At 39.1% G+C, this 22,604-nt stretch carries 25 protein-coding genes and 1 tRNA gene; 21 read left to right on the plus strand and 5 right to left on the minus strand.

Features of this window, described 5'->3' with window-relative positions; translation table 11 throughout:
* The first annotated feature begins 70 nt into the window (after positions 1 to 70).
* From GMC92_RS01660 to GMC92_RS01710, 11 genes are all read left to right on the plus strand, one after another.
* Positions 71 to 1,606, plus strand: a complete 1,536-nt coding sequence (locus GMC92_RS01660; protein ID WP_155199528.1) for an ABC transporter substrate-binding protein — start codon at positions 71 to 73, stop codon at positions 1,604 to 1,606.
* A gap of 4 nt (positions 1,607 to 1,610) precedes the next feature.
* Positions 1,611 to 2,372 carry an ATP-binding cassette domain-containing protein gene (locus tag GMC92_RS01665; RefSeq protein WP_155199529.1) on the plus strand — a complete coding sequence of 254 codons (762 nt, stop codon included), beginning with the start codon at positions 1,611 to 1,613 and terminating at the stop codon, positions 2,370 to 2,372.
* Positions 2,373 to 2,385: 13 nt separating this feature from the next.
* A complete protein-coding gene (locus GMC92_RS01670) occupies positions 2,386 to 3,156 on the plus strand; it encodes an ABC transporter ATP-binding protein (RefSeq protein WP_003006989.1) in 771 nt (256 codons plus the stop codon).
* Positions 3,153 to 4,139 carry an ABC transporter permease gene (locus GMC92_RS01675; RefSeq protein ID WP_155199530.1) on the plus strand — a complete coding sequence of 329 codons (987 nt, stop codon included), beginning with the start codon at positions 3,153 to 3,155 and terminating at the stop codon, positions 4,137 to 4,139. Before GMC92_RS01670 ends, GMC92_RS01675 begins: the two co-directional genes overlap by 4 nt.
* Before the next feature lie 3 nt (positions 4,140 to 4,142).
* A complete protein-coding gene (locus tag GMC92_RS01680; protein WP_155199531.1) occupies positions 4,143 to 4,958 on the plus strand; it encodes an ABC transporter permease in 816 nt (271 codons plus the stop codon).
* Positions 4,959 to 4,968: 10 nt separating this feature from the next.
* Positions 4,969 to 6,582, plus strand: a complete 1,614-nt coding sequence (nikA, locus tag GMC92_RS01685; protein ID WP_155199532.1) for a nickel ABC transporter substrate-binding protein — start codon at positions 4,969 to 4,971, stop codon at positions 6,580 to 6,582.
* A 143-nt stretch (positions 6,583 to 6,725) separates the two neighbouring features.
* On the plus strand, positions 6,726 to 7,664 hold the full coding sequence (locus GMC92_RS01690; protein ID WP_155199533.1) for an ABC transporter permease: 939 nt from the start codon (positions 6,726 to 6,728) through the stop codon (positions 7,662 to 7,664).
* Entirely contained in the window at positions 7,661 to 8,470 is an 810-nt protein-coding gene (locus GMC92_RS01695; RefSeq protein WP_155199534.1) for an ABC transporter permease, read from the plus strand. Before GMC92_RS01690 ends, GMC92_RS01695 begins: the two co-directional genes overlap by 4 nt.
* On the plus strand, positions 8,451 to 9,242 hold the full coding sequence (locus GMC92_RS01700; protein WP_155199535.1) for an ATP-binding cassette domain-containing protein: 792 nt from the start codon (positions 8,451 to 8,453) through the stop codon (positions 9,240 to 9,242). The genes GMC92_RS01695 and GMC92_RS01700 overlap by 20 nt, the downstream gene beginning before the upstream one ends.
* Positions 9,229 to 9,885, plus strand: coding sequence for an ABC transporter ATP-binding protein (locus tag GMC92_RS01705; RefSeq protein ID WP_155199536.1), 657 nt, complete (start codon positions 9,229 to 9,231; stop codon positions 9,883 to 9,885). Before GMC92_RS01700 ends, GMC92_RS01705 begins: the two co-directional genes overlap by 14 nt.
* Positions 9,886 to 9,921: 36 nt before the next feature.
* Positions 9,922 to 10,494 (plus strand): flavin reductase family protein, encoded by a 573-nt coding sequence (locus GMC92_RS01710; protein ID WP_287294049.1) that lies wholly within the window; start codon positions 9,922 to 9,924, stop codon positions 10,492 to 10,494.
* Positions 10,495 to 10,524: 30 nt separating this feature from the next.
* Here GMC92_RS01710 and GMC92_RS10790 read toward each other — a convergent pair whose 3' ends face one another.
* The 4 genes from GMC92_RS10790 to GMC92_RS01730 all read right to left on the minus strand — a co-directional run bounded on the left by GMC92_RS10790 (position 10,525) and on the right by GMC92_RS01730 (position 13,552).
* The gene (locus GMC92_RS10790; RefSeq protein ID WP_241672869.1) at positions 10,525 to 11,016 is read right to left on the minus strand and encodes a hypothetical protein; all 492 of its coding nucleotides are present in this window, start codon (positions 11,014 to 11,016) and stop codon (positions 10,525 to 10,527) included.
* Positions 11,017 to 11,524: 508 nt separating this feature from the next.
* Complete coding sequence (locus tag GMC92_RS01720) at positions 11,525 to 11,767, minus strand: type B 50S ribosomal protein L31 (protein WP_003016441.1); 243 nt, start codon at positions 11,765 to 11,767, stop codon at positions 11,525 to 11,527.
* A gap of 161 nt (positions 11,768 to 11,928) precedes the next feature.
* A complete protein-coding gene (locus tag GMC92_RS01725) occupies positions 11,929 to 12,513 on the minus strand; it encodes a lantibiotic ABC transporter permease (RefSeq protein ID WP_155199537.1) in 585 nt (194 codons plus the stop codon).
* A gap of 94 nt (positions 12,514 to 12,607) precedes the next feature.
* Positions 12,608 to 13,552 (minus strand): DHH family phosphoesterase, encoded by a 945-nt coding sequence (locus tag GMC92_RS01730; protein ID WP_155199538.1) that lies wholly within the window; start codon positions 13,550 to 13,552, stop codon positions 12,608 to 12,610.
* Between the two features lie 127 nt (positions 13,553 to 13,679).
* On the opposite strand from GMC92_RS01730, the gene GMC92_RS01735 reads away from it, so the two are divergent.
* The 6 genes from GMC92_RS01735 to GMC92_RS01760 all read left to right on the plus strand — a co-directional run bounded on the left by GMC92_RS01735 (position 13,680) and on the right by GMC92_RS01760 (position 17,114).
* Positions 13,680 to 14,375 carry a hypothetical protein gene (locus GMC92_RS01735; RefSeq protein WP_241672870.1) on the plus strand — a complete coding sequence of 232 codons (696 nt, stop codon included), beginning with the start codon at positions 13,680 to 13,682 and terminating at the stop codon, positions 14,373 to 14,375.
* A 162-nt stretch (positions 14,376 to 14,537) separates the two neighbouring features.
* Positions 14,538 to 14,981, plus strand: a complete 444-nt coding sequence (locus tag GMC92_RS01740; RefSeq protein ID WP_009730912.1) for a flavodoxin — start codon at positions 14,538 to 14,540, stop codon at positions 14,979 to 14,981.
* A gap of 63 nt (positions 14,982 to 15,044) precedes the next feature.
* Positions 15,045 to 15,317, plus strand: coding sequence for a chorismate mutase (locus GMC92_RS01745; protein ID WP_049523030.1), 273 nt, complete (start codon positions 15,045 to 15,047; stop codon positions 15,315 to 15,317).
* A gap of 46 nt (positions 15,318 to 15,363) precedes the next feature.
* Entirely contained in the window at positions 15,364 to 16,527 is a 1,164-nt protein-coding gene (locus GMC92_RS01750; RefSeq protein WP_155199819.1) for a chloride channel protein, read from the plus strand.
* A gap of 123 nt (positions 16,528 to 16,650) precedes the next feature.
* Positions 16,651 to 16,998, plus strand: coding sequence for a 50S ribosomal protein L19 (gene rplS, locus GMC92_RS01755; RefSeq protein ID WP_003003254.1), 348 nt, complete (start codon positions 16,651 to 16,653; stop codon positions 16,996 to 16,998).
* Between the two features lie 44 nt (positions 16,999 to 17,042).
* A tRNA-Arg gene (locus GMC92_RS01760) sits at positions 17,043 to 17,114 on the plus strand.
* Positions 17,115 to 17,435: 321 nt separating this feature from the next.
* On the opposite strand, the gene GMC92_RS01765 is transcribed toward GMC92_RS01760, so the two are convergent.
* Positions 17,436 to 18,692, minus strand: coding sequence for an MFS transporter (locus tag GMC92_RS01765; protein ID WP_155125315.1), 1,257 nt, complete (start codon positions 18,690 to 18,692; stop codon positions 17,436 to 17,438).
* A gap of 697 nt (positions 18,693 to 19,389) precedes the next feature.
* Here GMC92_RS01765 and GMC92_RS01770 point away from each other — a divergent pair.
* The 4 genes from GMC92_RS01770 (at position 19,390) to GMC92_RS01785 (ending at position 22,535) form a co-directional block, all read left to right on the plus strand.
* Positions 19,390 to 20,010, plus strand: a complete 621-nt coding sequence (locus GMC92_RS01770) for a tetratricopeptide repeat protein (RefSeq protein WP_155199540.1) — start codon at positions 19,390 to 19,392, stop codon at positions 20,008 to 20,010.
* Between the two features lie 95 nt (positions 20,011 to 20,105).
* The gene (locus GMC92_RS10795) at positions 20,106 to 20,423 is read left to right on the plus strand and encodes a hypothetical protein (protein ID WP_238676518.1); all 318 of its coding nucleotides are present in this window, start codon (positions 20,106 to 20,108) and stop codon (positions 20,421 to 20,423) included.
* 566 nt (positions 20,424 to 20,989) lie between these two features.
* Positions 20,990 to 21,277, plus strand: a complete 288-nt coding sequence (locus GMC92_RS01780) for a hypothetical protein (protein ID WP_024055601.1) — start codon at positions 20,990 to 20,992, stop codon at positions 21,275 to 21,277.
* Between the two features lie 289 nt (positions 21,278 to 21,566).
* The gene (locus tag GMC92_RS01785; RefSeq protein ID WP_155199541.1) at positions 21,567 to 22,535 is read left to right on the plus strand and encodes a DUF6287 domain-containing protein; all 969 of its coding nucleotides are present in this window, start codon (positions 21,567 to 21,569) and stop codon (positions 22,533 to 22,535) included.
* The last annotated feature ends 69 nt before the right edge of the window (positions 22,536 to 22,604 follow it).

A 22,604-nucleotide genomic window follows, 5' to 3' on the forward strand; every position in this document is an offset into this window, starting at 1 on the left:
ATGTAGTATAATAAATTACTTCTGTTTACTTTTTTGAAAATTAAAATATATTAACAGGATATAAACACAAATGAAAAAATGGAAATCAATTTTTGGTGCTACTTTATTAAGTCTAGCCCTTTTAGGTTGTGCAAAAACTAATCAACCATCATCACCAGAAGAAGCTAAGAATGCTCAAACGGTGACGATTGGTTATACCCAATTTCCAATCAATATCGATCCGGCAGACGAGTATAATGGTTGGTTCACCATTCGTTATGGGGTGGGAGAAACTTTATTCAAAATGAATGATCAATTAGAACCAGAACCATGGCTAGCTGAAAAAATGGAACAAACCTCACAATTGGAGTGGAAAATTACCCTTCGCAATGATGTTACTTTCCAAAATGGAGAAAAAATGACGGGTGCGAAGGTTGAATCCTCTTTGAAACGATTGATTGAAAAGAGTAAGCGTGCGGCTGCTGATCTTGGAATAGAGAGTATCCATTCTAAAGGTCAAACCGTAACTATCAAAACAAAATCAGAACAGCCTATTATGAAAAATCTATTGGCTGAACCATACTCAGTCATTGTAGATGTGGATGGAAAATCTGCATCAGATAAAGCTCCAGTAGGAACAGGACCATTTTTAATCAAGACCTATACGCCAGAAACAGGCGCTACATTAGAGGCCTATTCAAATTATTGGGGTGGTAAAGCCAAGGTTGCACAGGTCAAGATTAAATATTTCTCTGATCCAACAGCGATTTCTGCTGCCCTACAATCCAAAGAAGTTGATGCTGTTTATGGGCTCCCATATGCTAATTTAGCAAGCTTTAAAAAAGACAGGCATTATAAAATTTCTGAAAAAGAAGGTGGCCGTTACTTAAGCTATGTCTACAACTTTGAAGATCCTTATATAGCTGATGATCAGTTCCGTCAAGCTTTGGATACTTTGGTCGACAAGAAAACTTATACAGAATCCCTCTTTAAAGGAGCTGCTGTTCCAGCCACAGGACCTCTCCCTTCTAGCTCTGATTTTGCTTTGGACAAAAGTGTTCATGAGTTCAATGTAGAAAAAGCAAAGAAATTGTTAGATGAAGCGGGCTATAAAGATACTAATGGGGATGGCTACCGTGAAAAAGATGGGAAGAAAGTCACGATTGAATTGCTCTCCTTTACTCGTTTACCAGAAATGCCGTTAGCAATTGAAGCTTCTCAACAACAATTAAAAGAGGTTGGTATTGAAGCGAAGATTCGTAAGGTTGAAGTAAACGCCGTCGCAACGGAGAAAAATTATGCCTTCACACCATATGCCGTAGTGGCTGCTCCGATTGGCGATCCATATGCTTACTTTAACTCAGCTGTCAAAACAGATGGAGTAGGAAATATTGGTCATTATAGCAACGCGGAAGCAGATAAGAAAATTGAAGCGTTAGCGACTGAAACCGATCATAAAAAACGGGTCCAATTAAGTAAAGATATTCAAGCTCTCATGGATAAGGATCATGGATACACGATCATTGGATTTTATAAAGTTGCCATCGTGATGAATAAATCCATTTCTCATTTAGAATCACATCCAACTGATTATTATCATGTAACCAACAAATTATCGAAGGATTAAAACCATGTTGCAATTGACGAATGTTACGGTTACTTCCCCGTCAAAGGTTATTTTAGATCAACTTTCTCTAACCGTTTCGGCAGGTGAAGCAGTCGGAATCGTCGGAGAAAGTGGAAGTGGCAAAACAACGATTTTAAAATTACTTTTAGGGCTTCCCTTGAATGACTTAGTCTTTACCGAAGGAAGTATTTCTTATAGGGATCAGCCTATTAACCCACAAAAGAAACGAGTTTCTTATTCCTTTGTGGGGACGGAAGTGGCCTGGATTTCCCAGCAGTCTAGTCTAGCCTTTAACAACAACCGTAAAATTAAGCACCATTACGAGGATCTCGTCAAGAGTCATCAATCACGAGTAGATGAGATGAGATCATTGGAAGATTGTCTCCAGATGGTTGGCTTAGATCAACTACAAATCCCATCAAAATATCCTCTTGAGCTCAGTGGGGGAATGATGCAACGAGTAGCGATTGCTTTAGCCTTAGCGAGTCATCCAAAATTTCTCTTGGCAGATGAACCAACCAGTGCCCTAGATGTACTCTCTAAGGAATCTTTAATTGAAACTCTGAAAAAGTTGCGCCTAACAGATCACTTAACCCTTTTATTTGTCACCCATGATATGAGTGTGGCTAAGGAATTAGCGGATAGAGTCCTGGTTATGAAGGAAGGAAAAATTGTGGAAGAAGGCAGTCGCGATCACATTTTCCAAAATCCGCAACATTCCTACACCCAAAAACTATTAAGGGCTATTCCAAAATTAAAATTGTAGCAGGAGCCACCAAATGACCTATTTACTCGAATGTAAAGATCTCACTCATCATTATCAAGATCCACTTCATCATCAGGCTGGTGTTTTTGATGTGTCCTTTACTCTAAATAAGGGTCATCGGCTTGGTTTGGTCGGAGAATCTGGTTCGGGTAAAAGTACCATTGCCAAAATTCTGAGTCGACTCCTGGATGTGCAAGAGGGAAGGATTCAGTTTCTGGGGCAATCGCTGACAAGTTTTACTGACCTTGAGTTTTACAAAAAGGTCCAGTACATCTCTCAACAGCCTCAAGAAGCCTTTCATCCCAAAAGGACCTTACAAGCAAGTTTAGAAGAGGTTTGCCAGAATTTTAAGATTTGTAAGACTAAGAAGGAGATGGAAGAGAAGATTCACCAACTCCTGGAAAGGGTTGGCTTGGATCCTGTCCTGGCCCAGCAATTTCCCCACCAATTAAGTGGTGGAGAATGTCAACGGATGGCCATTGCCAGGGCTCTCTTGGTCCAACCTGACTTATTAATTTGTGATGAGATCACCAGTGCCTTAGACGTGACCGTCCAAGAGGGAGTGATGGAACTCTTAGAAGAGATTCAGAATAGCTCCCAAACATCTTTTCTCTTTATTTCACACGATATTGCGCTGGTCAGCCAATTTTGTGATGAAATCATGGTACTAAAAGATGGAAAAATTCAAGAGAATGGGGTGATGTCAGACGTTTTGCGAAATCCTCAGTCGGACTACACCAAACTGTTGATGAAACCTTATCAGGAAGAAGGAAGGGAGCCATGACAAGATATTTCATTAAATTACTGTTTCAAATGATATTGATTGTGCTCTGTGTCAGTTTTCTTTCCTTTTTGCTCGTCTATCTAGCGAAAGGGGATCCTGCAGAGAGTATTCTGAATGCACAAGGAGTTCCCTATACTAAAGAGCTACTGGAGCTAAAACGAGCTGAAATGGGCTTACATGATAGTTTTATTCTTCAATATCTAAGGTGGTTAGGAAATATTCTCCACGGAAATTTTGGGATCAGCTATCGTTCAGGAGGTCCAGTTTGGGATCAATTGGCCTTTTATTTCCCAAATACACTCTATCTCGCGCTTCATATTTTGCTGGTGACTCTTGCCATCTCACTTCCTCTCTCGATTTTTTCAGCCTATCACATCGGTATTCGACTGGATCAATTCCTAATGAGTGTTTGCGCATTTTTAAATGCCATTCCAAGTTTTGTCATTGGAATTCTATTGATGCTTGTCTTTTCGGTTAAGCTTCGCTGGTTTCCTATTCAATCAACCGCAAATGAATTTGGCTTAATTCTACCGATTTGTACCATAGCGCTAACCATGTCTACACGCTATATTCCTCAATTAAGAACAGCTATCATAGATGAGCTCCAGTCGCCAGCAGTAGAAGGGGCAAGAGGACGTGGCATATCAGAAGGTCGCATTCTTTTGAAGGATGTCTTGTATAATACGCTTCCGTTTATATTGACCTTGGTGAGTTTGTCACTTGGTTCTCTGTTAGGAGGTGTTGCTATTATAGAGTATTTATTCTCTTGGCCAGGAATCGGAAAAATGCTGATTGCGGTTGTCGTCAATCGGGATTATCCTCTGGTACAAGGTGCTGTGTTAGTGATTACACTTGGAGTGGTGATCGTCAATTTCACCACCCAGGCCTTGATTACTTTGCTAAACCCTAAGGCTCGTCTTTCGCAACAAAACCAATCCCTTTTTTTAAAAAGACAGGCCAGCCCTAAAAGATATGGGGGGTAAGCTATGGAAAAAGTTAGAAAGCGAAACCTCTATCTCTTCGCGGGCTGTATTCTCTTGGTCCTAATGATTTCTTGTCTCTCTCCCTTATTTTTTGGAGATAACATCACCAAGGTTCATTTAGGAAATGCTCTGCAAGCGCCTAATAGTGAGGAATGGTTTGGTACAGATGCCGTGGGCCGGTCAGTATTCGCTCGAACCCTAAGTGGTGGCGTACAAACTATTGTACCTGCAGTTGGGATTCTTCTCTTTGTCACACTAGTTGGTTCCTTTATTGGAATGGCCAGTGCTTTGATAGGGAGAAAGTTCGATCGGGCTGTTTTCTTGGTCATGACTGTTTTTCAATCCTTGCCGTCCATTGTTTTAGTAATTGCTATTGTGAGCCTTTTAGGTGTGGGCTTGCAACAAACGATCATAGCCATTGGCTTAACAGCTTGGACCAAATTTGCCTACATCACGCGGTCGCTGACCTTGCGTTTAAAAAATGAATTCTATGTTCAGTCAGCAAAAATGTACGGAAATAACTTTTGGAACACCATCAAAAATTACTATGTTCCTAGTTTATTTCCACAAATTATCACTACCATGACTTTTAATGTTTCGACGATCATCATGGAGATTGCTGGCCTCAGCTTTGTTGGACTAGGTGCGCAAGCTCCGTCTCCAGAGTGGGGAGCCATGATGAACGATGGTCGTATCTATATTCAGGAAGCTCCCTGGATTGTTGCCTTTCCTTGCATCTTTTTAATTGTGATCATTTTATTGTTTACAAAATTTGGAGAAGCATTACAAACTAGCGTAAATCAAAATTATCAATCATGAGGTTTTTATAATGAAAAAATTTTGGAAATTAGCTGTTACTAGTTTAGCAGTTTTGTGTTTAGCTGCCTGCCAGCAAAACGGTAAGTCTTCAGATAACAGTGCTGAAAAAGATAAGATTACCCTAGCCTGGGGAGAAGACTTTGGAGATGTCAATCCCCACGTATATAATCCAGATCAATTTATTATTCAAGATTTAGTTTATGAAGGGCTCGTCCGTTACGGAGACAATGGGAAAATTGAGCCTGCCTTAGCAGAGAGTTGGAAGGTTAGTGAAGATGGGAAAACCTATACCTTCAACTTGAGAAAAGCCAAATTCTCAGATGGATCTGATTTTAATGCGGCTAATGTGAAGCGGAATTTCGATACGATCTTCTCAAAAGAAAACAAAGGAAACCATGAATGGTTTAACTTTACCAATGTTTTGGATAGTTACAAAGTTGTCGATGATCACACTTTTGAAATTACCCTCAAAGAACCATACAGTGCCACTCTTTACGATCTTTCTATGATTCGTCCAATTCGTTTCTTAGCAGATGCCAGCTTCCCAGATGGTGATGATACAACTAAGAATAAAATCAAATCATCTATCGGTACCGGTCAATGGGTGGTTAAAGAAAAGAAATCTAACGAATACATCACCTTTGCGCGTAACGAAAACTACTGGGGGGAAAAACCAAAACTAAAAGAAGTTACCATCAAGATTATTCCGGACCCTCAAACACGGGCTTTAGAATTTGAATCTGGTAAAGTAGATTTGTTGTATGGAAATGGTGTCATTGGTTTAAATACCTTCGCTCAGTATAAAAAGGATAAGAAATATACAACGGATGTTTCACAACCAATGTCTACTCGTTTGTTGCTCTTGAATGCTAAACAAGATGTCTTTAAAGATAAGAATGTTCGTAAAGCTATTAATCACGCCATTAACAAAAAAGAAATCGCAGAGAAATTGTTCATGGGGGCAGAAACTCCTGCCGATACCATCTTCTCTAAATCGACACCTCACTCAGATGCTGGCTTAACACCATATAAATTTGATGATAAAGAAGCAGAAAAAATGTTGGATGTTGCTGGTTGGAAGAAGGGATCTGATGGAATCCGTACCAAGGATGGTAAGAAGATGGAATTGAATTTGCCTTACATCTCTACAAAAGCAACGGATAAAGATCTTGCAGAGTATTTCCAAGGAGAATTGAAGAAAATTGGTGTCGAAGTCAAATTGACAGCCATGGAAGAAGACGATTATTGGGCCAATGCGAAAACAGGAAACTTTGATATGATGCTCACTTTCTCTTGGGGAGCCCCATGGGATCCTCACGCATGGATGACAGCATTGACTGCCGAGTCTGCACATGGTCATCCTGAAAATGTTTCCCTTGAAGCACTTCCAATCAAGAAAGAATTGGATGAAACCATCAAACAAACCTTAACAGAAGCTGACGAAGAAAAAGTGGATGCAGGTTATAAGAAAGCCTTGACCTTGCTTCATGAGGAAGCAGTATACATCCCATTGACTTATCAATCAGTGATCTCCGTTTATCGTACAGGGGAGTTGAAAAACGTTCGTTTTGCTCCGGAAGAAAATGCTCTTCCACTTCGCTATATTGAAAAAGTGAACAAATAAGGACAAGGTCTTGAATGAAGTAGACAATGTGACCTCTATCAAAGTGACAATCCTTTTATTTTGATATGGAACTCCGCTTTAAAGGATGAATGTGTATCTTTTAAAGCGGATCACATTGTTTTAGAATCTAAGTTTTATATGATATGAAAGCTATTGTTAAAAAGATTATTAGTTTTATAAGTGGTTTACTTGTTATCTCTATTATCACCTTTATACTCACAAAATTTACATCGCATGATCCAGCAGAGAATTATCTTCGTATCCAGCATATGCCGATCACACCAGCAGCTCTTGAAAATGCTAGGACCTATTTAGGATTGGATAAATCCTGGATCGAACAATATCTCTCATGGTTTGTAAAGGTCCTTCACTTGGATTTTGGAACGTCATATTTACTAAAGGAATCAGTTGTCAGCTTAATTACTAGTCGTTTTCTATCCACTTTTTATTTAGGACTGACTTCCTTTATTCTTATCATTGTCGTTTCTATTCCCATTGGGGTTATCAGTGGCTTGAAGACCAATTCCTTCTTTGACAAATGCATGCGTTTCATTGGCTTTAGCTCGGTATCCATGCCTGCCTTTTGGCTCGGTTACATGTTGATTTTTATTTTTTCTGTGAAATTAGGCTGGTTACCTGTATCAGGGAAAAATGAACCTCTCAGCATCGTCTTACCGAGTATCACCTTAAGCTTTTCACTGATTGGTCAATATATTGCCTTGGTGCGCAAGGCTGTATCTAGCCAGTTAGAAAGTCCACACGTTGAAAATGCGCGTATGAGAGGGGTTAAACTTCGTTATCTATTACCCAACCATATTCTTAGAAATGCCTTACCAGCTATTGCGACTGGATTAAGTCTGACATTTGTTTATTTAATGACCGGTTCCTTGATTGTTGAGGAAGTATTTTCTTGGAATGGATTAGGCAGTTTGTTTGTTGAGGCTATTCGATCGATTGATACTCCCTTAATTCAGGGATGTATGATGTTATTTGGCCTGTTATTCTTATTAAACAATGGCATGACGCAAGCTGTTAATAACTGGATTGACCCACGAGTAAGGAAGAGAGGTAATAGATCATGAAAAAAAGTGTTATGTTTTCCATTTTCATATTAGGTCTCTTAGTTTTCCTTGCTTTGTTTGCCTCCTTTATAGCACCTTATGATCCCCAGTATGTAGATGTTTCTAATAAACTCCTAAGTCCAAGTTCCCAACATCTTTTAGGGACAGACCAATTGGGAAGAGATGTTTTTTCGAGACTCTTATATGGTGCACGCTATTCCTTATTCTTAGCTGTCGCAATTAGTGTCTTAGAAGTAGTGACCGGCTTTATCGTAGGTTTGGTTGTAGGTTGGTATCAAGGAAAAATAGAAGGTGCCTTTCTTTGGCTGACCAATGTCTTGATGGCCTTTCCAAGTTTTCTTCTCTCCCTAGCTACCGTTGGAATCTTGGGACAAGGAATGAGCAATATGATCATTGCCATTGTCATTATCGAATGGATCTACTATGCAAGGATTGTGACAAATTTGGTCATTTCTACCAAACAAGAGCCCTATGTCATTAGTTCCCAGATCATGGGTATGGGGTCGTTTCATATCCTCAAAAGCCATATTTTGCCCTTTATCTACAAACCCGTACTGGTGATTCTTCTGATGAACATCGGGAATATCATTCTGATGATTTCTGGTTTTTCTTTCTTAGGAATTGGAGTCCAACCAAATGTTTCGGAGTGGGGCTTAATGTTGCATGATGCGCGGGCCTACTTCCGAGTGGCACCTTGGATGATGATTGCACCAGGCTTAGCTATCTTTTTAACCGTCATTTCCTTTAACCTATTTGGTGAATATATCGAAGAGAAAGGAGAGAAGAATGGAATCATTCATCATTAAAGATCTTTCTCTTGTCGATCAGGAGGAGGTTCGTCTGGATCGAGTTTCTTTCATCCATCCCTTAGGCCAATCCCTGCTAGTGGTGGGAGAAAGTGGATCTGGAAAAACGCTACTGACCAAGGCTTTAATAGGGATTATCCCTCGGAACATGAAACAGACCGGATCGATTCATTATGGGGATCTCCATCTAGATTCTTTCTCAGACAAAGAATGGAACGCCTTTAGAGGGCAGAAGATCGCCTATTTGGTTCAAAATCCTATGTCCATGTTTAATCCCTTTCAAACGATTTGGACGCATTTCTATGAGACCATAAAAAGTTACTCAACTTTTTCCAAAAGTGAATGCCGCAAGAAAGCTCTTGAGGTTCTAGAAAAGGTTCGGATCGCAAATCCAGAATCGGTTCTCCAGCAATACTCCTTTGAACTAAGTGGAGGCATGCTCCAACGGATTATGTTAAGCATTATCTTATGTCTAGATCCAGAAACGATTATACTGGACGAACCAACCTCAGCGGTCGATCGTGTGAACCGTGAGATGATCCTAAGCTTGATCAAAGACTTACTGGCTCAGCATAAGACGGTTATTACCGTTACCCATGACTATTATTTGGCGAGGGAACTCGGGGGCAATATGTTGGTCTTGGAGAAGGGAAAAGTCGTTGAATTTGGAAAAACCGAGGATCTATTGACAGCTCCAAAAGAAAGTTATACCAAGGAATTATTCTTAGAACAAGATTTGAAGCAGGTGATCAGAAATAATGCTGGAATGTAAAGATATTACGGTCAACTATCAAGGTAAAACTGTATTAGACCATTGCAATCTATCCATCAAAAAAGGTGAAATTGTTGGAATTATGGGAGAAAGTGGGAGTGGCAAGTCCACCCTGGCACGTGTTATCTTAGGAATTGAAAAGCCAAGTCAAGGACAAGTTCTCTTAGATGGCAAGACCTATTCCATCAAAGAGGACGGCGTCCGCATCTTGGTCGTTTTCCAAGATTCCTTTCACGCAGTCAATCCACGATTTACTGTGAGAGAAATCTTACTAGAAGCTCTTCCCAAAGATTTTCCGATGGACCAGGTCGACACTGTTTTAAAAGAGGTAGGTCTACCATTAGAAGTACTAGAAAAAAGAGCAAGAGAATTAAGTGGTGGCCAGTTACAAAGAGTTTGCATTGCCAGAACCTTGCTCCTAAACCCAGATATCATTATTTTTGATGAATCTCTTAGTGGTTTGGATCCCAAAAACCAGGTTCAGATTTTACAATTGCTTTATAAGATTCATGGTAAGTATCAGAATACCTTTATCTTCATCGCCCACGATGAGCAATTGTGCCAGGCCATTTGTGATCGCATCCTGATCTTAGAAAATGGCCAATTTACCCGTGAAATTCAGGACGTAGCGGAAGCTAACTGATGTTCCGGAACAAGAAGCAATAAAAAGGAGAAAAGTGTGAAACAAACATTTGAAACACGTAAATTATATTTTGGATTTCCTGTATTTTTCTTAGGATACAAGGATGATGCGCATGGCTATAATATTTCTACCTCTAGTTCAGCCTATACTCTCGGTAGTATGATGGTGGTCGCTATGAGAACCAAAGGGAATGCCGTCACAGAAATTAAAAAACACGGATCGTTCACCGTGAATATCCCTACAGAGGAGCTCTTAACAGAAGTTGAAATTGCTGGTTTCAATAGCCGCAAGGACAAGTTTGCTCTTACAGGTCTAGACTATACAATTGGGGAAACTGTAGACGCTCCAATGGTAACGGCTTGTCCAGTTTCCATTGAATGCCAAGTTGTTGAATTTGTAGAATGTGGAGCATTGACCAATATTATTGCTCGTGTAACACGTCGTGAAGTAGAAGAAGACTTGATTGACGAAGATGGTACCTTCAAGAGTGATACTTTCTCACCGATCAGCTATGTTGGAGATGGAGCTGGCCGTTATTATAGAAACTATAAAGATGGTGGCGTTCAAATGGGAAGCATCATCAAGAAAATCAGAGAAAATGAAGAATAGCAGAAAAAGGCTAGGGGACCCGTAGCCTTTTTACTTTCCAAGTGCCACCTTTCGAAGAAGGGCTTTGCGTTTTCGTTCCTCTACCATACTTAGAAACTCTTGGTAGGCTTTTTCTAGGTCAGATTGGTATCCTTGTGGGACCTTAAATTCCAACTGATCTAGAAAGACAGGAGCACTGGCCCCTTTGTAAATTTCCCCCTGAAAGAAGTAGTGCTTGCTGACAATGTCGATAGAGAGTTGCGAAGAACGCCAGCGTCTGTTGCGCGTGTGTTTAGGTTTCCATCGAAGTTTTAGCTGTTGATCTCGCAAGTACCAGCCCATGATTTCAAGGCTAGCCCTTTGCCCAGTTTTAGGGTCCAGATAGTCAGCTGGGATGCTTAAGACCTTGCCGCCTCGCTTACTAGATAAGAAGGGATGAAAATCTGGAATGAAGTCATAGTCTTTACTGGAGACAACTGCTAAAGAACTTGGGTCTTCCACCTCAGAACGACTCGTATAACGAAACAGGTCAAGGTCTACCATGTTTTTGGCTGTAGCTTTCTACTCTAGTTCATAAGCTGTCACTTGGTCTCCAATATTTCGTGTTTTTTTTAAAAAATGGAGGACTTCTTCGTGCGCCTGATAGAGAGCAACAATATTCTTTAACCGTGCTTCTGCAGAAAATTCGTAAAGATCTCGAGGAAAAGCCAAAATATAGAGAGTACTCAGAGATTCTAGAGGAACCGCAGCAATGCCATCAAAGAGCTCCTGACGCTCTATGAGACTGGCATGTGAAAAAAAGACTCTGACCAGAATCCTGCTCTAGATCAATCACATGGATCTGCATCTCCCTTTTAAAGCAGAGAATGAACGTATCTGATAAATCCCTCTCAAAACGAATAAGAGGAATGGAGGTATAATGGTGGTAGGGTTTTAAATCGAGATAAGTCCCCAATGTTTCTGTTTTGTATTGCATTTTTCTATTGTAACACATGAGGGGAAGAACTCAAAAAAAACCACTCCCGAAAGGGAAGTGGTTCTGTGTTGGTTCTTATTTGAGACCGTATTTTTTGTTGAAACGATCCACACGTCCATCTGCTTGAGTGAACTTTTGACGTCCAGTGTAGAATGGGTGTGAGTCTGATGAAATTTCAACACGGATCAATGGGTAAGTTTCACCTTCGAATTCAACTGTTTCGCTAGAGTACTTAGTTGAACCGCTGAGGAACTTGTAACCAGTAGTAGTGTCCATGAAGACAACAGGGCGATATTCTGGATGGATATCTTTTTTCATTTTGCAATATTTCCTTTCTGCCATGGTCTCTTTCCGAGCCATAGATTGTTACTAAGCTAGTTTACCAAATTTCCAGGATCTTGACAAGTATTTTCACTAATTTTATTTAAATTAATGATCAAAAAAATCACCCTGGCTAAGCCAAGGTGATTCTAATCTTATTATTGTTCAGATTGATTAGGATCTTTTGGTGCTTCTACTGGTTGATCAACTTTTCCTTCAGTGTGTTCGTGTGATTCTTTTTTGATTTCATTTACAGCAGTTTTTACAGTAGAAGTTGTCACGCGTCCAACAGATTGGGCAAATCCTTTACCAGATTCAGCAAGTTCTTCGAAGGTTCCTTTAGTGATTTTACCACCTGACATCGCCAAGAGACCAGTTACAACAATAGCGATTGATGCGATTAAAGCAAGGATCAAACCAAAGCCAATTGAAACGCCATAACCATTGAAGTCAACAGCATATTTGTTTACACCAAATAGATCGATCAATGTTACGATAGTTGAGAGAGCCCCTGATACGATAACACCAATTGCAAAACCTTTTGGTAGTGAAGATTTCACATCGTTCAAGCAAGCAAGGACAATCGCAACGACTGCGAAGATAATAACGAACCATCCATCTCCGCGAAGGCCATTCCAGCTGTATGAACCAAAGGCACCAGCATTAAGGCTTGCCCATGGCAAGAAAGAGCTAAGAATCGCTACCGCAGCAGAGATAATGATAAACAAACGATTTTTTTCCATAATAAGTCTCCTTAAAATTTATTAGCTTTATTTTACCATAAGAAATATCAAATGAAAACCCCATGACCAAGATAAAAAGGCTGAGAAACCGTTCTCAGCCTTCGTTTGTGCGTGCCACTTCTTGTAGCTCTCGGTAAATTTGGTCATTTTCTTCGAGGGAGTAGGAGTTAGCTCCACTAGCTAGTGGATGGCCACCACCATTATGTCGTTTGGCAATTTCGTTGATCACTTTTCGTTTGCTACGCATCCGGACACGGAAGTGACCGTCGACCTGCTCGACAAAAATAGCCCAAACAGACACGGTATCGATGCGTCCAGGAGCCCCAACAATGGCAGCAGTCTCGGAATCACGTAGATCGAATTTTTTCAAGAGCTCTTGTGTCAAGGTCACACGCGCAGCGCCATATTCATCGATCTCTAGATGGTCATAGACGTAGCCTTGAAGCTTAGCCGTCTTGAGATTGATCGTATCCATCTGACGAGCAAGGGCAGTAAAATCAAAGGGAATGCTTCGAAGAGTTGCAGCGATCTCAAAGGTCCGAGTCGAAGTGGCAGGATAAAGGAAGCGACCCGTATCGCCGACAATCCCTGCATAGAGGAGACGCGCAGCACTAACCGGGAGTTCGAGATCCAATTCCTTAGCAAAAAGTGCAATCAGCTCACTGGTAGAGCTTGAGTCTGTATCAACCCAGAGCAGATCGCCATATGCATCGTCATTTGGATGGTGGTCGATCTTGATTAGGAAATCACCAGACGTATAGCGCTTGTCATCGATGCGGGGAGTATTGGCCGTATCACAAACAATCACCAAAGCTCCCTCAAAATCTTCATCCTTAACATCATCCATTTCAGCAAGCCAAGTCAAGGTCGGTTCATCATAGCCAGTTGCCAAGACCCGCTTTTGAGGGAAGTGCGCACGCAGGAGATCCCGCAAGCCCACCTGGCTACCAATCGCATCCGGATCTGGATTTTGATGACGGTGGATAATAATCGTGTCATAAGCTTGAATCTTTTCAAGAATTTCATTCATTACGTTCATACATTACCTCATTTTCTCTGTCAATTTTAACATAAGAAAGGCCCATCCAGCAAGCATTTATCACTAATTAGGAGCTATGGAAGCGGTTTTACATTAGTTCAATATTTTGGTAGAATGGATGAATATGATGAAAGAAATTAAAAAGAGACGATTCAGTTCGAAAGTCTTTCTAGTTGCTTTGTCTCTAGTAGTTGTTGCTGGTGTTTTCATAGCATTCCGCAGAGGCAAGATTCAAGATAATTCAAAATCGATATTAGAACAACAGCGGTTTATTGTTGTGGATAGTGCGGAATATGAAAATTCTTATCGATTTAATTTTGAGAATGGCTATGATTTGAGGAGCAATAATTCTTATAGTATAACTCAAGTAGTAGTAAAAAATGGGAAAAAATATGGCAGTTATTTGGACGAAAAACCATCCGATAGGTACCATAGAGACTTATATCGAAATATTACTTCCGCAATTCTGAATTTAAAGGTTTCAAAAGATGAGATCGAGAAATCAAACTATATCATTGAGCGAGATCCGAAATCACTAATCACTAAATCACTAGTAAAAGAGGAAAAGACACCTGCATTTGAGGCTAGAGTTTTAGATAAAACTGACCAATTTTCCAAAGTTCGGATCACCTATAATCAAGATTATTTACCGATCAAACTTGAATGGTATTTTAAAGGGAAAGATGGGGTGAAGTGGTATACCTGGAGCCGTTTTTCATATCCATATAAGACTGAATCTGAATTTAATAAAAAACTAGATGAAGAAATCCAGCGTATTAAAGATATTGAAGAGGAGTACGAGTTGGAGAAGAAAAACGGATAATAATTGAACGATTAAAGAAATTCAAATGGAAAATGAGGGCGATTAGGTTGAATCGGTCCAAATTCTTGAAACGTATCCCTTCTTTCACCTTATCGGGAAAGGTTTCGTGCAAAATGCTTGAAAAAGTGGTATAATACGGGAAATAGCTTTTGGGAGGAAATTATGACTGTAGCGAAGATTGTTTTTGCTAGTATGACTGGAAATACTGAAGAAATCGCTGATATCGTAGCGGACAAATTCCGTGATCTTGGTGTCGAAGTAGATGTGGATGAGTGTACAACTGTGGATGCGGAGGACTTTCTTGAAGCAGATATCGCAGTGGTAGCGACTTATACATACGGTGATGGAGAGCTTCCAGATGAGATCCAAGATTTCTACGAAGATTTGGCTGGCCTTGATCTCAAAGGCAAACTTTACGGTGTTGTAGGATCAGGTGATACCTTCTACGATGAATTCTGTAAAGCAGTTGATGATTTCGACCGTTGCTTCGCTGCGACTGGTGCTGAAAAAGGTTCTGAGTGTGTCAAAGTTGATTTGTCTGCAGAAGACGAAGACATTGAAAAATTAGAAGCCTTTGCAGAAGAACTTGTAGCAAAAGCAAATTAATGACAAAGAGGCTAGATCGATGGATTACAGCCTCGATTTATATCCAAAATAAAGAGGAGACACATGGATTTAGATCAGATTCGTAAGGACATTGACCAGATCGATCAAGAGCTTGTAGCCTTGCTGGAAAGACGGATGGTCTGTGTCGGTCAGATTGTAGAATATAAGGAGCAGCAGGGCTTGCCAGTGCTCGATCAAGGAAGGGAGAGAGAAGTGCTTGAGAAAGTCGGCTCTCTCGTGACGGATGAGCAGTATCGTGCGACTATTCAAGCTCAGTTTCAAGATATGATGAAGCGCTCGAGAGATTACCAAGAGGAGGTGAGGGTGCGTGACTAGTCTATCGATCAAGCAAAAAGCACAACAGTATGTGGTCCTAACAGGTATGGCTCTTTTCATTGGACTCTTGGTTGGTGCCATTGACATGATTTTTGGTCAAGGTCTTCTTCTGATTGGAGATTTCCGAAGTCAGCATTGGCCCTTGATTCTTTTTCTAGCCATAGCGGGTCTTGTCATCGTTTATCTTTATAAACGTTTTGGTGGCAAGGCTTCAAAAGGGATGGGCCTCATCTTTGATGTTGGACACGCGCGTGAGGAGAAAATCCCCTTGGTCTTGGTGCCTTTGATCATGCTGACGACCTGGATGAGCCATCTCTTTGGTGGTTCGGTCGGTCGGGAAGGTGTAGCGGTCCAGATCGGAGCGACCCTTTCGCACCGTTTTGCCCGTCATATCAAGATCCCAGATGCTTCGCGTATCTTTCTCATGACTGGGATGGCAGCCGGTTTTGCGGGGCTCTTTCAGACGCCGCTCGCAGCAACCTTCTTTGCTCTTGAGGTCCTGACGGTTGGGGAGTTGCAGTTGATGGCCCTCTATCCTGCCCTTATCGCCTCAATCGTGGCTAGCTTTACCTCTCATGCCCTTGGCTTAGAGAAATTTGCTGTGCCACTAAGAGAAACACTGAGCTGGACACCAGAGACCTTGATCAAAGTTGCCTTTCTTGGCCTGGCTTTTGGCCTTGCTGGGAAACTCTTTGCAGTTAGCCTTTCCTGGTTGAAGAAAACAGTCGCTCAAGTCTTGCCTAATCCTTATACCCGGATAGCCCTTATAGGGGCTGGACTCAGCTTGGTCCTCTTGACCCTCCAGCTGACCAAGGTCGGCACTTATAGTGGACTTGGAACCAATCTGATTGATGTAGCTTTTCATCAGGGGAGTGCCCATAGTTATGACTGGATCTTGAAGCTCCTCTTTACCGTGGTGACCATCTCAGCTGGATACCAAGGAGGAGAAGTGACCCCGCTCTTTGCGATCGGAGCTACACTTGGCGTCTTCCTTGCTCCAATGCTGGGCTTACCAGTCTTAGTCGTGGCCGCTATCGGATATGCCAGTGTCTTTGGCAGTGCGACGACGACCTTGCTCGCACCGATCTTGATCGGAGGAGAAGTCTTTGGCTATGCCAATCTTCCTTTCTTTGTCATTGCTTGCGCCATCGCCTATTGCCTGCCAAAAGAGTGGAGTATTTATTCCGGTCAAAAAGTTGCGAAAAAGTAGAGAAAAGAGCTTTACAAACCTGAAGATATCTGATATGATAGTTTCTGTGCGTAATGGAAGCACAAAAATACAGTTTATCCGCTGAGGGAGGTCCCTCAAGATTGACGAAGATAGGAGAATAAAATGAATCCATTAATCCAAAGCTTGACTGAAGGTCAACTTCGTACTGATATCCCTGCATTCCGTCCTGGTGACACTGTTCGTGTACACGCGAAAGTTGTCGAAGGATCTCGTGAACGTATCCAGATCTTTGAAGGCGTTGTTATCGCTCGTAAAGGTCAAGGACACACTGAAATGTACACTGTTCGTAAAATCTCTAACGGTGTCGGTGTTGAACGTACATTCCCAGTACACACTCCACGTGTAGAAAAGATTGAAGTTGTACGTTACGGTAAAGTACGTCGTGCGAAATTGTACTACCTTCGTGCATTGCAAGGTAAAGCAGCTCGTATTAAAGAAATCCGTCGTTAAGACGAACAAGGAGGCGGGAGTGATCTCGCTTCTTTTTTTATAGGGTCCCCTTAGTTCAATGGATATAACAACTCCCTCCTAAGGAGTAGTTGCTGGTTCGATTCCGGCAGGGGACATAAATTTATGACGAAGAGGGATTTTCTAATTGAATAGAAATTCCTCTTTCGAGACTTTCCTTAGGTGTAATTCTATTTAGTTTATATATTTTTAGTATTCTAAAAGAGATAAAGGAATTAAAGCAAATAAAAGGTAAGTAAATAGATAGACGTAATCTAATTTGTATTGTCTTTATCTGGACTATACATCCGTATCTTGAACAGGTTACTAAAAAGGTGCTAAATTATGAAAAAAGTCCCATTGTTAGTATTTAAAAAAAGACAAGGTGTTTTATCCTTGTCTTTTTCGTTTTACGTTTTAGTACTGCTTTTGTTTCAATGTCAATAAATGTGTTCTTTTTGGAGTATTCTATATATTCGAGGTAACATTATCACGGTATAGATCAGGAGAGAAACACCTCCAAATATGAATATCAGACCTCCGTTTATGTCCTTTTGAAATAGATAAGTAAATATAATGGTACCTATCGGCATGATAGACGTATTCAGTGTGAACAAAGTACTCATTACTCTTCCTAAATAATTTGTTTCAATACTACTTTGAAGATAGGTCATGACGACAATATTTAGAATAACAAGTGTGAATGCGATAATTCCCATAAATAAACCGCCAACGGAAGAAATAATCACTTGGGTGTTAGTAGTTGCAAATGTAATACCCAAACCAACGATAGCGATGGTTAGAAGAAAAAGTGGAATGCGAATTCTATTAGAGAGAAGTGTGTTATTTTCTTTTTTGTCTGGCAGTAGCGACATTGACACACTGGCTAATAACATTCCAACCGCAGACATAGTTTCTAGGATACCTACTGTTGCATTGTCTAATAAGAGTTGCTCTTTGACTACAAATGGTACTCCAATGCTAATGGAAGTATAGAAAAAATTCAGTACAACACTAACAAGAATAATATATTTGACAATCTGATTTTCTTTTAAAAATCGGATAATTTCTTTGACCCCCTGTTGATGCTTTTCATTCTGTTTAATCTTAGCTTCTTGCTCTTCATGTTCATAAAAGAATTTCATGGTAAGTAAGACACCTAAAGAAAGGATATTTGCAATGATTTCTATAAGAATAAAGCCTGAGAAGCCTAACCAATTATAAAGAATGACTCCAATAGCTGGGGAAAGCATGGTTGCGATAGCAATAGCGGTTTGTGTAACAGAGCTTAATCGTTGAATTTTTGTATCATTTACTAACTCGTGGATAGAGGCTGAATAACAAGTATCATTGATGTTGACTGTAATAGAGTGGAATATGACAAACGGAATTACTAAATATAAGATAGTAGATGTATTCGTTAAAAAATAAAAAGCATAAAACAGAAGAAAGATTATAAGCCTAAAGATAAAATTATAAATTAAGATCTTTTTATGACGGTATCTGTCTACTAAATTACCGATTGGAAGCAAGAAAATCAAACTAACTAAAGGATAGATGATCATATTGATTCCAAAACTCATTGCCGATTTTGTTTGGTCCAGTAACATTAATCCTAAAGCAAAATTAAAAGCTTTTCCACTTAAAGAACTAATAAAACTACTAATAAAGTCTTTGATAATTTGTCTATTAGACATTTGATCACTTATTAAATTCTTAATATTAGCCCCCTCCATTCGTTTCAACAATGCTTCGGTTATCTAATCCTATTCAATCAACCTGTGTTGTAAGGTAATTGGAATATTAGATAAACCATAATTTTTGTTAATTAAGATTTTATCAATTTTACTAATAAAAGTATAATAAAAAATGTAAAAAAATTGTATTTATGTTTACTAATTATATTTCTCTCTTGCTTTGATATTATCTAAATTGATAACTTCTTACGTACCTCTTCTAAAATAGGATATATTTTACAAGAGTTAAAGGATTTCAAAATGAAACAGATTGATTTATTTTGCTTTTTATAGGTTTTAAATTCACAATAGGTGCTAGTACTATTTATCATACCACTTGACACCGCTTTCAAACGGGAGTACAATGATATTGAGGAAAAGATGGCTTATCTCTTTTATTTAGGAGGTGGCAGATATGCAAATCTATTTTATTTATTCTATTTTCTTTCTATTATCACTTGTAGTTCTAGCTTATCTTATTAAGTTACTCATTGCTCATTTAAAAAGAAACTAAGTAACATTTTGCCCAAATAGTAGTTATTTGGGCTTTTTACTATACTTTAGCCTAGTGGATTAAATCTATAAAAGTAGTGTTTAGCATCTTCTTTGAGAGTGATTTTATTTAATGAAGGTTGTTTATAGTTGAAGGGGGAAATAGATGGTCTCTGAAATTGATACAGCTTGGAACTTTTTTCTGGAAGGAAAAATATCAGAAGCAAAAAAATTGGTTGAACAAGATTTTTCTATTGATGCCTGTACAGATTTTAGCCTTTTAAATCTGATGGGATATTTATTGTTAGCAGAAAAAGACTATGTTTCATGTGCACATATTTTTGAGAAATACATTTTATTAGCTCAACTAAATGAAGATAAAGAAAATGAACATATTGGATTACATCAATTAGCGATGATCTACAGGGAACAGGGGAATTTCCATAAGGCTTTAAAACTCATTAAAGATGAAGAGAAGATAATTGAAGAGCATTTTCCAAATGATAATCTAAAGAAAGCTGTGAATAACTACGAACAAGGCTATGTGAGATTTAAATTAAACAACCTTGATGAAGCTCTTACATTCATGAATCTATCACTGGAACAATCTTTAGAAACTGATGATGTGATTTCTCAAGCTTGTAGCTATAGAGGGTTAGGTGAAATCTATTTAGCTTTGGAAGATACGGAATTATCCAATAGACATTTCAAACGAGCTATAGAACTTTTCGAAAGTGTTGGAGAGTTTGAAGGGATAAAGGAAATTGAGGAATTGATTCACGAATGATTTTACATTTAGTTTTTGTTATTAGTTTGCCTAAATAAAAAGTTTTAATATGCTATAAATTATGTATTTGATTAAGGGGAATAAGATGAGAGGTTATGATAGAAATGGAATTTCTATTTATTTTAATTATTTTTATACCTTATTTCTTTTATTTAGAATGGAAGGATAAGCCTAAACAAAAAAATAAGTCCTTTTGCTATCTTTATAAGTTTTATATGATTTACTTGTGGTTTATCCTCATAATTTCCATAATGGCTATCGGTATTTTTTCCCTTGGAGTACTAGCTGTTAGAGGCGAAAAACTTACGTCTGGTTTCTTTGTTTTATCTTTTTTAGGTATAGTTCTATTTAGTTTCTATATTTTTAGTATTCTAAAAGAGATAAAGGAATTAAAGCAAATAAAAGGTATGTAAATATTAACTAAGAGAACTAGCTAACTAGCTTAAGTAAAATATAACACGGCCATGATTCATGAGCCGTGTTTTTGTATGAATGTACAATTGAAAAATTTTTAGTTTTCACTTAAATAAAGTACATAATTGACAATGATTAGCTCAAAAACATTTTTGGGTTACTAGAAATCGTAGAAGTTCCGTGACTAATTCTTGAGCCTAGGGCACTTTTTTCACAGCGGAAAGTCTCTACAGAAAATAAATGGGAAATGTTATATAAATAGGAGTTTATCCACCATCTAAAGTAACTCGTGAATGCGAATTTTTGTAAATTTAAAGTCAACAATTGATGGAATATCTAGATATAATGAATTGATTTTTGAAGAAGGAAGGAGTAAAATAAAGTTAATATAATGATTGATTAGAGATAAATAAAACAAGACAAAAAAAGGCACCGAATCGGTGCACACTTTTTCAAGTCGGATACGGACAAAGCCTTATTTTAACTTGCTGTGTTGTTTCGAATGGTCACAAAACTTATTTTTTGTATGATATAATAGAATATTTTAAAAATGAAGGGATTTTCTATGGAGAGTGATGTGTTTTTTGATTATTATTTAAAATCACTTAGGTTTTATTTTGGTGATAGGTGTAAGGATATTGGATTTATAAAGTTTTTGAAAGATGAAAATAATAGTTTTATTACAATAGAGGATTATGTTTTAGAAGCATTAGTAGTATTGACAAATATTTTGAGTAAGGAGAGGATTGTGTTTTCTTGTGGATTTATTCATAGCAAGGGGGTAGTTACTGGAGTAGAAGTATGTATGAATATATTAGAGTTAGAAAAATTAAATAATTTGTATAAGATTTAGTTTTGAAGAATATTAAAAAACATAAGGGAAACTGTCTATGTGGGATGTGTGGAGTTGATAGTATCAATGTTTCTAGTTATAGAGCTTTGTTGTTTCGAACGGTCCCAAAATAAGAAAAACAAAAAAATGATGGTCTAGGAGCTCAATACATTGAGCTTCTTTTTCTTGAGAAATTCAAATCATAATTTTACAGACTTTTAGGTCATTAATTGATTCTCCCCCATCCACTTTTTCTTTGACTCTCCTTTCTTATTTTTCTAAAATAGTAGGTGTGTGAAGGGAGATTGATATGAAAAAAGGTTTGGTAATTGTGCTTTCTGCTTTGGTCTTGGCTTCGTGTGGTCGTCCTCAGAGGACGGTGACGCCTAAGAGTTCGGATTCCAAGCAGACCAGCACTTCAGAAAAGAAACAGTCTGGTATGGATTTGAAAGCCATTAAGGCTAAGGACTACTCGAGTATCAAGGGGACTTGGATCGATGGGCGTGGCAATGAGCTGGTCTTTGATGACAAGGGCTTGGTCAGCGAGGATGTTGAGCTTGATGCATCGAGCTTTAAGCAGAAGGACCAGATTGCTGAGATGACGGTTAGTGCCAAGTCGGGTGTGGGAGGCTACGGTCTCTTGTTCCTTCCAAAAGGTCAGATAGCGGGCAAAGACGATGCTTCGGATAAGTCCAAGGATCGGATCTGGGCTGGTCAGTCACCGGCTTATGGCGATGATGACAATTTCTACTATCGCAAGAAAGAGCAACCGAAAGATCGGGAGCAAGCAGATACGGACGATAGCAGTAGTACGACAAAGACCAGTAAGGCCAAGAAGTGGAATACTCGCCCGAATAGCGAGGTTAAATCTTCGAAGAAGGCGGATCAGAATGATTATCCAGGCTACACCGATGCTCAGGTCGAAGCTGCGCGTGTCTGGGCTTATGTGATTAAGAACGTGCCATCAGAATTAAATATTTCAAATAGTGCAGCTGGAACAAAGATTTATAATGGTGGCTTGGGCGTTGATTATCCCAAAGATGTGCGTCATCTATTTGGTTCTTATTCAGCTGAAGGAAATATCACTTATGCATCCAACGGTGATGGGACGGTGACGATCTATCCTGTTCCGAGTCATTGGCAACAGTCTGCGGATGAGCTCAATAGTGAAGAGTTTATGACGCAATTTACCCAAGGGATCTTGGACCATGCTGAAACGGTGACATTGCCTGATGGGGATCCAGACATGATTCGCCAGATTCTTGCAGTACTGAAGTAAGAGAGATTATGGTAGAATAATATTAGAAAAAAATTTTTTAAACTATTAAAGATCTAATGACCTATTAGG

This window comes from Streptococcus parasanguinis (assembly GCF_009717775.1).
Lineage (GTDB): Bacteria > Bacillota > Bacilli > Lactobacillales > Streptococcaceae > Streptococcus > Streptococcus parasanguinis_AG.